Genomic DNA, 13,101 nt, shown 5'->3' with positions numbered 1-13,101 from the left:
CGCGCCGTCGGGGACGGGATCAGTGACCGGTCCGCATCTCCGCGGTGAGCGCCCAGCGTTCGTGGTCGCGCCAGGCGCCGTCGATGTGGATCATGGCCGGCGAGAAGCCCTCCAGGCGGAACCCGGCGCCCCGGGCGAGGGCGATGGAGGCGGTGTTCTCGGGCTGGACGTTGATCTCCAGCCGGTGCAGGCCCAGCGGGCCGAAGGCGTAGCCGATGACCAGGTCGAGGCCCTCGCGCATCAGGCCGCGGCCGGCGGCGTGCGCGAAGGCGCCGTAGCCGAGCGCGCCGCACTGGAAGCCGCCCCGGACGATGTTGTTGATGTTGATGTACCCGGCGATGTCCCCGCTGTCCTTCTCGCACACCAGGAAGCCGGCCTTCGCCGGGTCCTCGATCAGCGCCCCGGCGTAGGCGGCGTAGGCCTCGTCGTTGTCCGGCGGGAACAGCCAGGGCCGGTGCAGGTCCTTGCTCTCGCGGGTGCGGGCCGTGAACTCGGGTCCGTCCTGGAGGGTGAAGTGGCGGACGGCCACGCGGGGGCCCTCGGCGAGGTAGTGGGGCACGGTGTGCGGCATCGGGCCAGGGTACGACGGTCCCGGCCGGGCCGCATCCGGTGGACCGGGCACCGGAGGGTCAGCGCAGGGCGGGCTCGTCCAGGGCCAAGGTGGCCGTGTCGGCGTCGAGTTCGGCCGCGACGCCGAAGGGGATCGTCAGCGCGCCCGCGCAGTGGCCGAAGCCGAACTCCTCCACCACCGGCACGCCGAGTCCGCCGAGCCGGTCGGCGAGCATCGGCCGGATCTCGGCGTACTCGCCGCAGTCCGCCCAGGAACCGAGCAGGATGCCGCGCACGCCCTCCAGCCGGCCGGCGCGCAGGAGCTGGGTGAGGTACCGGTCGAGCCGGTACGTCTCCTCACCCACGTCCTCCAGGCACAGCAGTCCGCCGGCCGCCGAGGGGCGGGCGTGCGGGGTGCCGAGGCCGGCCGCGAGCAGGCACAGCAGGCCGCCGAGCGTGATGCCGCGGGCGCGGCCGGGCACGAGGGCGGTACCGCCGGAGCGCAGCGTGCGCACGGTGTGCGGGGCGAAGAGGGTGGCGCGCAGATGCTCCTGTGTCCGGGCGTTCTTGACGAAGTCGGCGCCGGCCGCCAACGGACCGTACAGGGTGGCGAGGCCGAGGCGGGTGGCGAAGGCCTCGTGCAGGGCGGTGACGTCGCTGAAGCCGACGAAGACCTTCGGCCCGGCCGCCCGCATCGCGTCCCAGTCGAGCAGGTCCACCATGCGCTGGGCGCCGTATCCGCCGCGGGCGCACAGGACGGCGTCCACAGCGGGGTCGCACCAGGCGTTCTGGAGGTCGGCTGCGCGGTCGGCGTCGCTGCCCGCGAGGTAGGCGAACTCGCCGTGCCGGTCGAGGACGTGGGGCGCGGCGACAGGGTCGAGGTCCCAGCCGCGCAGCACGTCGAGCCCGGCCTGCAGCCGCTCCTCGGGCACCGGACCGCTGGTGGCGACGACGGCGACCCGGGCGCCGGGGGCCAGCCGCGTCGGGCGGGTCAGTTCCTTCACGGGCGCAGCTCCAGCCTCGGTACGTCGGGCATGTCCAGCCCGAACACCTGAGCGTACAGCGACAGTTCCGCCTCCAGGGCCCGTGCCATCGTCTCGGCCCGCCGGAATCCGTGCCCCTCCCCCGCGAAGGTCAGGTAGGCGTGCGGCACGCCCCGGCCCGCGATCCGGGCGAGGAAGCGTTCGCACTGGGCGGGCGGGCAGATCACGTCGTCCAGGCCCTGGAGCAGCAGGAACGGCGCGGTGAGCCGGTCGGCGTGGGTGGTGGGCGAGCGTTCGGCGTAGCGGGCCGGAACCTCGGCGGGCGGTCCGATCAGCGACTCCGGGTAGTGGGCCTCGAAGTCGTGGGTCTGACCCGGCCCCCAGGTGGCGAGGTCGAGGACGGGGTAGACGATGGTGCCGCAGGCGTAGACGTCGGTGGTGGCCAGGGAGGCGGCGGCGGTCCAGCCGCCCGCGCTGCCGCCGCGGATGGCGAGCCGGGCCGGGTCGGCGGTGCCCTCCTCGGCGAGGGCGCGGGCGACGGCCGCGCAGTCCTCGACGTCGACCACGCCCCACTGCTCGCGCAGCCGTTCCCGGTAGGCGCGGCCGTATCCGGTGGAGCCGCCGTAGTTGACCTCGGCGACGCCGATGCCCCGCGAGGTGAAGTAGACGACGGCCAGGTCCAGGACGAGCGGTGCCCGGCTGGTGGGGCCGCCGTGCGCCCAGATGACGTAGGGAGGGGCCTCGCCGTCGGGTGCGGTGCGGGCGGGGTGGTGCGGCGGGTGGACGTGGGCGTGCACCTCGCGGCCGCCGGGTCCGGTGAAGGTGCGGACGCGCGGCTGCGGGTAGTAGGCGGGGTCGACGGCGTGGCGGTGCCGGGCGCCGACGGCGCGGGCGCGGCCGGTGACGGTGTCCAGCTCGACCACCTCGTGGGCGGTGCGCGGGCCGGCGCCGACCGCGACGACCCGGCCGCCGTGGGCGGCGAGCGTGGGCGCGAACTCGGTCCAGGGCCCGGCGGCGTCGACGATCTCGCCGGTCTCCGGATCCAGTATCCCGAGTACCGCCGGCCCCCGGCCGTGCAGGACGGCGATCAGCCCGCTGTCCAGCGGCGCGAACCAGCGCAGGCCGGGTTTCCACAGCGGACCGGCGAACTCCTCCTCGCGCGGGCAGAGCGAGGTGCCGTCCCGGTAGATGTTCCACCAGCCGCCGCGGTCGCTGGTATACAGAAGACTGCCGTCCGTCGACCATTCGGCCTGGGCGATCGCCTCGCACGGCCCGCCGGCGACGGTGCGGACGGTGTGCGGTACGCCGTCGGCGCCGAACTCGCCGACGAGCAGTTCGGTCCCGTCCCACGGCATCCGCGGGTGGTCCCAGCCGAGCCACGCGACCCGGCGGCCGTCGGGCGAGAGGCGGGGACCGGTGACGAACCGGTGCCGGCCGTCGGTGAGTTCGCGCACCCGGGAGCGGTCCCCGGCGGCGGACCCGTCCAGCGGTACGGCGGCCAGGACCCGCCGGACGTCGCCGGGGCCGTCTCCGGCGAACTCCTCCCGTACGCACCACACCTCCCCGCGCGCCGGGTCCAGGTGCGGGTCCGCCCAGCGCAGTCCCGCGCCCACCGGGGAGAGCGGAGTCAGCGGGCGCGGCGGGCCGCCGGGTTCGTACCGGTACAGCCGCTGGTCGGCGAAGTGGGTGAAGACGACCAGCGGCCCGGCGCCGGACACGGCCCCGGTCCAGGGCCGGCCGCCGTACTCGACGACCCGGTTGCGTACGTCCCACGGCGCGGGCAGCACGGTCTCCTCGGTGCCGTGGGCCGTGCGGCGCACCAGCGCCCGGCGGCCGGCCTCGGACGGGCGGGGCTCGGTCCACCAGACCTCGTCCCCCACGAAACCCACCCACTCCGGCTGTCCGTCGTGTGCGGCGGCGAGCGCCGCGTCGACGGGCGACGGCCACGTTCCGTACGGCGACGTCAGCACGCGTGTGCCTCCTTCTCGGCGTGCACGGCTTTCCAGGGGGCGGTGTCCGGCGGTTGCCCTAGGCCGAGCGCAGGAAGCGGTCGAGGACGCGGACGCCGAAGCGCAGCGCCTCGACGGGCACGCGTTCGTCCACGCCGTGGAAGAGCGCCTGGTAGTCGAGGCCCTCGGGCAGCTTGAGCGGGGAGAAGCCGTAGCCGGTGATGCCGAGCCGGGAGAACTGCTTGGCGTCCGTGCCGCCCGACATGCAGTACGGCACCACGTGCCCCTCGGGCGCGAACTCCTCGACGGCGGCCCGCATCCGGGCGAACGTCGGCGAGTCCACCGGCGCCTGGAGGGCCACCTCGCGGTGCGCGAACTCCCAGCTGACGTCGGGGCCGGTCAGCCGGTCGAGGGTCGCGGCGAACTCCTCCTCGCCACCCGGCAGGAAACGCCCGTCGACGTGAGCGACCGCCTCGCCGGGAATGACGTTGACCTTGTAACCGGCGCTCAGCATGGTCGGGTTGGCGCTGTTGCGGACGGTCGCCTCGACCAGCGCGGCGGCCGGGCCGAGCTTGTCCAGGAGCAGGTCCACGTTGCGGAAGTCGGGCTCGATGCCGTACAGGACGGCGAGTTCGGCGAGCGCGGCCCGTACGGTCGGGGTGAGCCGCGGCGGCCAGGTGTGGTCGCCGATGCGGGTGACGGCGGCGGCGAGCCGGGTGACCGCGTTCTGCGGGTTCACCTTGGAGCCGTGCCCGGCCCGGCCGCGGGCGGCGAGCTTCAGCCAGCCCGTGCCGCGTTCCCCGGCGGCGATCGGGTAGATCTGCCGTCCGGCGCCGTCGTGGAAGGTGAAGGCGCCGGACTCGCCGACGCCCTCGGTGCAGCCCTCGAACAGCTCGGGGTGGCGGTCGGCGAGGAACCCGGAGCCGTCCTCGGCGCTGGCCTCCTCGTCGGCGGTGAAGGCGACGACGATGTCCCGGCGCGGCCGTACCCCCTGGCGGGCCCAGGAGCGGACGACCGCGAGGATCATCGCGTCCATGTTCTTCATGTCGACGGCCCCGCGCCCCCACACCACTTCGTCGAGGATCTCCCCGGAGAACGGGTGCACGCGCCAGTCGGCGGCCTCGGCGGGCACCACGTCGAGGTGGCCGTGGACGAGCAGCGCGTCGGCGCCGGGGTCGGTGCCCTCGATCCGGGCGACGACATTGGTACGGCCCGGTGTGCGCTCCAGCAGCAGCGGCTCCAGACCGGCGCCGGCCAGCCGCTCGGCGGCGTACTCGGCCGCCGGCCGCTCGCGGCAGTCACCGCCGCCCCGGTTGGTGGTGTCGATGCGGATCAGTCCGGAGGTGAACTCCACGACCTCCTCCAGGGCCTGCGCGTCGGCACCGAGAGCCCGCTGGTCAGCCATACTGCTCCTCCACGGCGGCGGAGACGATCGTGGTGACCGCCTTGAACGTCCGGATGCCCTCGTACATGGTGTCGCTGGTGTACGCCACCTTCCGTTCCCCGATGCGGGCGACGCCGGGGACGACGGTGGCGGCCATGGCCAGGTGCTCGGCGTCGAACTCGACGGCGATGGTGAAGGGACCGGCATCGGCCGGTTCCTGACGCAGCGCCAGCTGTGCCGCCTCCTTCGCGGCGGCGCGGATGTCGGCGGCGGTGCGCGCCGGGGTCCGGCACACCGCCGCGTAGCGGGACACATGGTCCTTGACGGCGACCTTCAGCGCCTCGGGGGCGTAGCCGAGGGCGTCCTCGCAGGCCACGTCGTCGCCGGTGACGAGGACGACGGGCACGCCGTACTCGGCGACGACGCGCGCGTTGAGCAGACCCTCGCTGGCCCGGACGTCGTTCAGCCACACCCCGGTGATCTGGTTGGCGAGGTAGGTGTGGGCGAGCACGCCCTCCATGCCGGCGCCGGCGTGGTAGCCGACGAAGGCGATGCCGTCGACGTCGCCGTACTGGACGCCCTCCACCATGGACAGCGCCTTGTGCCGTCCGGTGAGCATCTCCACCCGCTCGTCCAGCCGCTCCAGCAGCAGGTTGCGCATGGTCCAGTGGGCCTCGTTGACGAGTACCTGGTCGGCGCCGCCGTCGAAGAAACCCTGCGCGGCGGCGTTCACGTCCGAGGTGAACATCGACCGGCACCGCTCCCACTGCGGTGTCCCCGGCAGCACGTCGGCCGGCCACGTGACGCCCGTGGCCCCCTCCATGTCGGCACTGATGAGGATCTTCATGGTGCTTCACGTTACGCGCCGGGGAGGGAACTTCCTACGAGGCGGGGAGGAGGGGACTGGTCGACCCTCGCCGCACGCGCGGCGGCGACTGCTCCCGTGTCAGGCGCCGGCAGCCGTGACCACGGCATCGGTGGCGAAGCCGAGCAGCAGGCCCAGGAGCATGCACCAGGTGGTGAGGGTCTTCAGCCCGGTCTTGCGGGCGACGGCCAGCAGCTCGATGACGACGTAGAGGATGGAGCCGGCGGCCAGGCCGAGGAACGCGATCGACAAGGTGTCGTTGACCAGGTGCTGGCCGACGAGTGTGCCGAGGAAGGTGGGACCGCCGCCGATGAGTCCGAGCAGAAGCAGCGAGGGCCAGGAGGGCCGTTCGCCCTCGGCGGCGAGCGGGGCGACGATGCCGAATCCCTCGGTGGCGTTGTGCAGGCCGAAACCCGTGATCAGCAGCACGGCGAGGGACAGCTCGCCCCGGGCGGCGGAGTTGCCGATGGCCAGGCCCTCGGCGAAGTTGTGGAGACCGATGCCGGTGGCGATCATCAGCGCCAGCGAACCGGCCTGGCTGCGCGCCCGCGGTGCCAGCTCCGCGCTGGCGGCGGCACCGGGCCCGGCCTTCCGCGATCCGGCGGCACGGCGGCGGGCGATCCAGCCGTCGTAGTGGACGAGTCCGGCCAGCCCCGCGGTCAGACCTACGGCCAGGGTGAGGGCGCCGGAGGCCACGGTCGACCAGTCGTGCTTGCCCAACGCCTCGTCGGTCGGCTCCCAGGCGTGGGTGAGGACGTCCCAGACGAGGAAGACCAGGATCCCGATGGCCACGGCGTTGAGTCCGGCACGCAGACGCGGGGTGGAGGTGCGGAGGCGTCCGAGGGGGAGGCCGAGATAGATGGTGAAGCCTGCGATGGCGCCGAGCAGGGCGATGTTGGCGCTGGACATGGGGACTCTCCGGTCTGGACGTGCACAGGAAGCCCCCAGAAGCTAAGTCAGGGAAGGCTTGCCTAACAATCCTTGCCGGGCCGCTTCGGGAAACTTTGGCGAAGTCATTGCCTTGCCGGGCCGGCCCCCGGCCTCCCGGCCCGCGGCCGAGGGCCGGATCAGGCGATCGCGTGTGCATCGCCTCCGGTCGACCGCACCTCGTATGTGGAGGCCGCCTCCGCACACCGTCAGGCGGTGGTCCCGGCCGTCCGGACCGACCGTGCGACGCCGGAGCGGCGAGCCGTGGCAGCCCCCACACGCCCGATCTCCCCCGTCCCTCCCGTGCCTGCGGGCGCCGGCCCGGGAGGGACGGGCACCGGCGCGTCGGATCCTCCGGCCAGCCGGTGCCGAAGGTCCCGGCGCTCACCTGCCCGCGAGGACGAACCAGCGGGCCGGCAGGTCGATGCGGGTGCCGTCGGAGAGGTGTTCGGTCTGCGGCAGGGTCGTCTCGCCCTCGGCGAGGACCGTGAGGCCGGCCGCGGCGAGCAGCTTCGGTATCTCCTCGTCGTCGGCGTCGGCGGGCTTGAGCCCGTGCTGGAAGACGCGCCGGAGCTTGGGCCCCGGGCCGGCCGGCTGGGACGCGGCGCGCCGCAGCACGTCCCGGGAGCCGGAGGTGAGTTCGACGACGAAGGCGCGTCCCCGGGTGCCGATGATCTCGGCGACGGCGGCGGCGACCGCGGACCGCGCCTCAGGTTCACTCTGATGGATGACGGCGCGCATGTACACGTGGGCGTCGCCGAGCCGCTCGTGCAGGGCGCGGACGGCGTCCGTGTCGGTGAGGTCGAGCTGCTGGAACTCCACGGTGTCGCCGTGCCCGGCCCGGCGGGCGTGCTCGACGGCGGCGTGCGAGAGGTCGACGCCGACGGCGCGGGCGAACCGGGTGGCCAGGTAGCGGGTCTGGGTGCCGTTGCCGCAGCCGAGGTCGACGATGGTGCGCTCCGGGTCGGCGTGGGGCAGCAGCAGGGCGGTGTGCGGCTGTGCGGCGAGGGACGGATCGGAGTCCCAGATCGCCTCGCCCGCCTCGTCGGAGGTCTCTCGCCAGTAACCCTCCCAGGCGTTGCGGTACTTGTCCGAGACGTTCATGCGATCTCCCCACGGTTCGGTTCCGTGATCGGGATATCGCGGGAGCCGGGAGGGGGGCAAGGGGCCGGTGTGCACCTTCACGAGATGTACGGGACGGGCGTGCACCAGGGGGCGCGCGCGGCCGGGTTGCACGCCCCGGCTCGTGTCCCCGCTCACGCCCCGGCCGGCTCCCCGGCTCACGGCCGCCTACGGACCACCTGTTCGAACCAGACCGTCTTGCGGTGTCCGCTCGCCGTGGCGCCCCACTCCCGGGCCAGTCGGCTGACCACGCGCAGTCCGCGCCCCGACTCGTCGTAGGGGGCGGCGGCAAGCATGGCGGGCAGGGCGGGTTCGTCGTCGGTTACCTCGAACAGCAGGGCGTCGGCGAGGATCACGCGCAGCCCGACCGGCTCGCTCACGGCATGCCGTACCGCGTTGGTGACGACCTCGCTGACCAGCAGTTCGGCCGTCTCCACCGCCTGCGGCAGGCCCCAGTCGAGGAGTTGGGCGCGCACCAGCCGGCGGGCCCGGGCCACCTCCCGCGGGTCGGGGTCGAGCCGCCACTCGGCGACGTGGTCGCCGGGGATGCCGTTGAGGCGGGCCATGAGCAGGGCGACGTCGTCCTTGCGGCCACCACGGGTGTTGAGGGCGCGGATGATGGTGTCGCAGGCGTCGTCCATGGAGGCGGCGGGGTGTGCGGCGGACTCGCACAGCGCGGCCAGGCCCTCGCCGATGTCGGAGCCGCGCACCTCGACCAGGCCGTCGGTGCACAGCACCAGCCGGTCACCGGGGGCGACCTTGACCCGGACCGACTCGAACGCGACACCGCCGACGCCTATCGGGGCGCCGGTGGGCAGGTCGAGGAGTTCGCTGCGGCCGTCCTCGGCGCGGACGAGGACGGGCGGGATGTGGCCGGCGTTGGCCAGGTGCAGTTCGCCGCGGATCGGGTCGTAGACGGCGTACAGGCAGGTGGCGAGGTAGTTGTCGCCGAGCCGCCGGGCCAGGTCGTCGAGGTTGCGCAGCAGCTGGGCGGGCGGGGTCTCCAGCGCGGCCATGGTCTGTACGGCGGTGCGCAACTGGCCCATCATCGCGGCCGAGTTGAGGCCGTGGCCCATGACGTCGCCGACCACGAGGGCGGTGCGCGAGCCGGGCAGTTTGACGGTGTCGAACCAGTCGCCGCCGATCCGGCCGAGCCGGGTGCCGGGCAGATAGCGGGTGGCCACGTCGCACCCGGCCATCCGCGGGGTCACCTGCGGCAGCATGCTGTCCTGGAGGGTGTCGGCGACGTTCTCCTGGTACGTGTACATGCGGGCGTTGTCGAGGACGAGGCCCGCGCGGGCGGCGAGTTCGGCGCCGGTGGTGCGGTCCATGTCGTCGAACGGCACCCGGTCGGCGCGGCGCAGCAGCACCATGAAGCCGAGGACGACGTTGCGCGCCTTGAGCGGGACGATCAGCAGGGAGCGGCCGTTGATGAGCGGCCGGAGGTCGCGCTTCTCGAACTCCCCGGAGATGCGGTCGCCCAGCTCGTCGCTGATCCGCGGGATGAGGACCGGCTCGCCGGTGCTCATGCACTGGTAGAACGGCGTGTGCTCGGGGAAGGCGAAGGACTCGCCGACGGGCACGGTGTCGTCCCAGCGGCCGGGTTCGTCGTTGTGCTCGACCCAGACGCGGAACATGACGGTGCTGGCGTCCGGCGGGCCGTCCGGGAAGCCCTCGCCCGCGAGGACGGCGGCGCGCAGATGAGTGCCGGCGAAGTCCGCGAACCGGGGCACGGCGGCGCTGGTGACCTCGCGGATGGTCTCGCCGAGGTCGAGGGAGGAGCCGATGCCGGAGCTGACCTCGTTGAGGAACTCCAGCCGCTCGCGCACCGCGGCGTACTCCAGGTCCTCCTCGGCGCCGGCCGGGATCAGGGGCGACGCGGAGCGCTGCTGCGGTACGACGGGCTCGGCCGGCCGGCGGCCCGGACGGCGGGGCACGCCCCAGTACGGGGTCACGGGCACCCGGCTGAACTGGCTGAACTCCAGGACGGGATAGCCGAGTTCGAGGACCTGGGCGACGATGCGGGAGCTGAGTCCGGGGCCCATGTTGGGCAGGATCTCGGGCAGCCGCCGGGCCAGCTCGTCGGAGGCCGGCAGTTCGGTGTGGCGGGCGAAGCCGGGCGCGATCCGCTCGGCGTCGTCGTCGTAGCCGCGCTCCTCGCGCAGCCGGGCCGCGTCGGCGGCGAGGACGAGCAGCCGGGACGGGCCGGGACCGACCAGCGGGTAGGCCCACCACAGCACGTCGAGCCGCTCGCCGTCGGCCGGCCGGTCGGGGGCGGCGAGGCGGGCGCGGCCCGCGGTGGGGTAGCCGGTGTGGCCGCCGAGGGAGGACTCCAGGTCGGGCCCGGTGCCGTCGTAGCCGTCGTAGGCGTCCGGCATCGCCTCGTCGTGCGCGTCCTCGGGGAGCGCGCCGGAGACCGGCAGCAGATCGGCCGCCGGCCGTCCGACGGCGTCCTCGCGGCCGACGCCGAACAGTCGCCGGGCGCCGCTGCTCCAGTGGGACACGAGGCCGGCGCGGTCGACGACGACCACGGCCAGCGGAATGCGGCCCGCGGCGGCGTCACCGGCGCCGCGGCCGGGAGGCGTGTCCCGCGTGCTGCCACGGTCGTCGCCGAAATCCATGGCCCAGGCCCTTTCTCCCCGCGGCTGTTCGCAAACGATCTGTGAAGGCTGCCACTACCGTACGGCGGCGGCCGGTCGCGATGTGTGGCAATCCTCGAATTGGTTTCACCGGCCGCCGCACCGGCGCGCCGCCCGGCGTCCGCGCGGGCGCCCCCGGCCGGGCGCCCGCCCGGGCCCGGGTCAGTCCTCGTGGCCCAGTTGCAGGTCACGCTCGGTGCGGCCGCCGCCCGCGACCTGGAGCACGGTGGCGACGGGCGGGTAGCCGGCGGCGATGACGGTGTACTCGCCGGAGGAGAGGTCGACGAACCGGAAGGTGCCGTCGGCGCCGGTGGTGAGGGTGTCGACGACGTTGCCTGCGGCGTCGAGGAGGGTCACGCGCGCGTCCTCCACGGGTCGTCCGCCGCTCGCCCGGACGGTGCCCTTCAGCACGGCGCCGCCCGCGAGTTCGACGTCCTGCCGGGTCTCGCGGGAGGCCGCCACGCTGACCGGGAGGGCGGCGGGGCGGTAGGCGGGGGCGCTGGCGGCCAGGGTGTACTCGCCGGCGACGAGTTCGGTGATGACGTAGCCGCCCTCGCGGCCGCTGCGGGTGGCGGCGACGACCTCGCCGTGCACGTTGGTGAGGGTGACGGTGGCGTCGCGCACGGGGGTGCCGTCGGCGGTGACGACGGTGCCGGCGAGGCGTCCGGCGCCACCGAGGACGACGTCGAGTTCGACGGGCCGTTCGCCGACGGTGATGGAGACGGCCTGCGGCTGGTGGCCGCCGGCGGCGGCGATGAGGACGTACGCCCCGGAGCCGGGCGTGCTGAGCGCGTAGCGCCCGTCGTCGCCGCTCGCGCCCCGGCCGATCTGCTGTCCCGCGACGTCGATGAGGGTCAGGGCCGCGCGGGGCACGACGGTGCCGTCGGGGTGCTGCACGGTGCCGCAGACGGGGACGCCGGCGGTGTGGGGCGAGCGAGCCTGCGGGATCGGGGAGCCGGCGGGCACGGTCTCGGGCTCGGGTTCGGCGGTGGGGTGGGACACCAGGGGTTTCTCCTTGAGGAAGAAGGCGACGAGCAGGCCGGCGACGAGCACCGGGACGAGATAGAGGAAGATCCGGGGCATCGCGTCGGCGTAGGCGCGGATGTAGGCGTCGCGCAGGGCCGGGGGCAGCGCGTGGACGAGCTGCGGGGTGAGGGAGTCGGCGTCGGGCAGCCGGGCGCCGGCGCGCGGTGGCAGTTCCCTGCGCAGTGCGGCGGTGAGCCGGTCGGCGAAGAGGGTGCCGAAGATCGCGGCGCCGACGCTGCCGCCGATCTGCCGGAAGTAGTTGTTGGCGCTGGTGGCGGTGCCGAGGTCGGCGGGGCGTACCGAGTTCTGCACGGCGAGGACGAGGACGGGCATCACCAGGCCGATGCCGGTGCCGAGGACGGCCATCCAGATGCTGTAGTGCAGCCGGGGCGTGTCGGCTTGCAGGCGCGAGAGCAGCCACATGCCGACGGCGGAGACGGCGCCGCCGAGCACGGGGAAGACCTTGTAGCGGCCGGTGCGGCTGATGAGCTGGCCGCCGACGACGGAGGCGCCGACGATCCCGGCCATCATGGGCAGCATCAGCAGCCCGGACTCGGTGGCGCTGGCGCCGTCGACCATCTGCAGGAAGGTCGGCAGATAGCTGGCGGCGCCGAACAGGGCCACGCCGATGACGAGTCCGACCAGCCCGCTGACGTTGAAGACCCCGTCGCGGAACAGCCGCAGCGGGATGAGGGGTTCGGCGGCGAAGCGCTCGGCGACGAGGAAGAGCGCGGACGCGGCGAGGGCGCCGGCGCCGAGGCCGGTGATCTGCCGCGAGCCCCAGGCGTACTCGGTGCCGCCCCAACTGGTCAGCAGCACCAGGCAGGTGGAGGCGGCGGCGAGCAGGACCGAGCCGAGGATGTCGAAGCGCCCGCGGGTGGCGGGTCTGGGCAGCTTCAGGACGACCGTGACGACGGCGAGGGTGACCAGGCCGAAGGGAACGTTGACGTAGAAGCACCAGCGCCAGGAGAGGTGGTCGGTGAAGTAGCCGCCGAGCAGCGGGCCCGCGACGGAGGCGAGGCCGAAGGCGGCGCCGATCAGGCCCATGTAGCGCCCGCGTTCGCGGGACGGCACGATGTCGGCGATGATCGCCTGCACGCCGATCATGAGCCCGCCCGCGCCGACGCCCTGGATCGCGCGGAAGGCGATCAGCTGGTCCATGGACTGGGCCCGGCCGGCGAGCGCGGAGCCGAGGACGAAGATGGCGATGGCGAACTGGAAGACGCCCTTGCGGCCGACGAGGTCGCCCAGCTTGCCGTACAGGGGCAGGCCGACGGTGGATGTGAGCAGGTAGGCGGTGATGGCCCAGCTCATCCTGTCCAGGCCGTGCAGCTCGCCGACGATCTTCGGCAGGGCGGTGGCGACGATCATCTGGTCGAGCGCCGCGAGGAGCAGGGCGAGCATCAGCCCGAAGAACACGAGCCGCACGCGGCCCGCGCCCGGTCGGGGCACCTGCGGGGGCGGCGGGGCGGTGGCGGCCCGCTCCCCGGCCTCCGGTGCCGCGGTCGGCTCGTGCGTCACCAGAGTCGTCCCGCTCACGTACCGCTCCCCTCGTCACAGCCGTCACATGTCCCGCGTAGGGCGGCAACGGGGAACAACTGCGGCGGGTTACGGCCTGGTTCCGGACGGAAGGGAGATCCACTCGAACCGGTGAAGA

At 74.0% G+C, this 13,101-nt stretch carries 9 protein-coding genes; all 9 read right to left on the bottom strand.

Going from position 1 to position 13,101, the window contains the following annotated elements:
• Positions 1 to 19: 19 nt before the first annotated feature.
• Complete coding sequence (locus ACZ60X_RS06885; RefSeq protein ID WP_469594207.1) at positions 20 to 571, bottom strand: GNAT family N-acetyltransferase; 552 nt, start codon at positions 569 to 571, stop codon at positions 20 to 22.
• A 58-nt stretch (positions 572 to 629) separates the two neighbouring features.
• On the bottom strand, positions 630 to 1,553 hold the full coding sequence (locus ACZ60X_RS06880; protein WP_469594205.1) for a S66 peptidase family protein: 924 nt from the start codon (positions 1,551 to 1,553) through the stop codon (positions 630 to 632).
• Positions 1,550 to 3,502: a prolyl oligopeptidase family serine peptidase gene (locus ACZ60X_RS06875; RefSeq protein WP_469594202.1), complete on the bottom strand. Its 1,953-nt coding sequence runs from the start codon at positions 3,500 to 3,502 to the stop codon at positions 1,550 to 1,552. Before ACZ60X_RS06875 ends, ACZ60X_RS06880 begins: the two co-directional genes overlap by 4 nt.
• 58 nt (positions 3,503 to 3,560) lie before the next feature.
• Positions 3,561 to 4,886, bottom strand: a complete 1,326-nt coding sequence (locus ACZ60X_RS06870) for a M20/M25/M40 family metallo-hydrolase (protein WP_469594200.1) — start codon at positions 4,884 to 4,886, stop codon at positions 3,561 to 3,563.
• Entirely contained in the window at positions 4,879 to 5,712 is an 834-nt protein-coding gene (locus ACZ60X_RS06865; protein ID WP_469594197.1) for a M55 family metallopeptidase, read from the bottom strand. The genes ACZ60X_RS06870 and ACZ60X_RS06865 overlap by 8 nt, the downstream gene beginning before the upstream one ends.
• A 99-nt stretch (positions 5,713 to 5,811) precedes the next feature.
• On the bottom strand, positions 5,812 to 6,639 hold the full coding sequence (locus ACZ60X_RS06860) for a ZIP family metal transporter (protein WP_469594194.1): 828 nt from the start codon (positions 6,637 to 6,639) through the stop codon (positions 5,812 to 5,814).
• Between the two features lie 402 nt (positions 6,640 to 7,041).
• On the bottom strand, positions 7,042 to 7,761 hold the full coding sequence (locus ACZ60X_RS06855) for a methyltransferase domain-containing protein (protein ID WP_469594192.1): 720 nt from the start codon (positions 7,759 to 7,761) through the stop codon (positions 7,042 to 7,044).
• Between the two features lie 176 nt (positions 7,762 to 7,937).
• Complete coding sequence (locus ACZ60X_RS06850) at positions 7,938 to 10,400, bottom strand: ATP-binding SpoIIE family protein phosphatase (RefSeq protein ID WP_469594189.1); 2,463 nt, start codon at positions 10,398 to 10,400, stop codon at positions 7,938 to 7,940.
• Positions 10,401 to 10,580: 180 nt separating this feature from the next.
• Positions 10,581 to 12,983 carry an MFS transporter gene (locus ACZ60X_RS06845; protein ID WP_469594186.1) on the bottom strand — a complete coding sequence of 801 codons (2,403 nt, stop codon included), beginning with the start codon at positions 12,981 to 12,983 and terminating at the stop codon, positions 10,581 to 10,583.
• Between the last annotated feature and the right edge of the window lie 118 nt (positions 12,984 to 13,101).

The sequence above is a fragment of the Streptomyces sp. NPDC104106 genome (assembly GCF_055584345.1).
The sequence above is the reverse complement of the archived record's forward strand: the minus strand, read 5'-3'. Positions and strand labels throughout refer to the sequence as shown.

Bases quoted from the DNA above. Each gene is read 5' to 3' on its own strand.
- ACZ60X_RS06885 (WP_469594207.1), bottom strand. From the start codon at position 571: ATGCCGCACACCGTGCCCCACTACCTCGCCGAGGGCCCCCGCGTGGCC.
- ACZ60X_RS06870 (WP_469594200.1), bottom strand. From the start codon at position 4,886: ATGGCTGACCAGCGGGCTCTCGGTGCCGACGCGCAGGCCCTGGAGGAG.
- ACZ60X_RS06865 (WP_469594197.1), bottom strand. From the start codon at position 5,712: ATGAAGATCCTCATCAGTGCCGACATGGAGGGGGCCACGGGCGTCACG.
- ACZ60X_RS06860 (WP_469594194.1), bottom strand. From the start codon at position 6,639: ATGTCCAGCGCCAACATCGCCCTGCTCGGCGCCATCGCAGGCTTCACC.
- ACZ60X_RS06855 (WP_469594192.1), bottom strand. From the start codon at position 7,761: ATGAACGTCTCGGACAAGTACCGCAACGCCTGGGAGGGTTACTGGCGA.
- ACZ60X_RS06850 (WP_469594189.1), bottom strand. From the start codon at position 10,400: ATGGATTTCGGCGACGACCGTGGCAGCACGCGGGACACGCCTCCCGGC.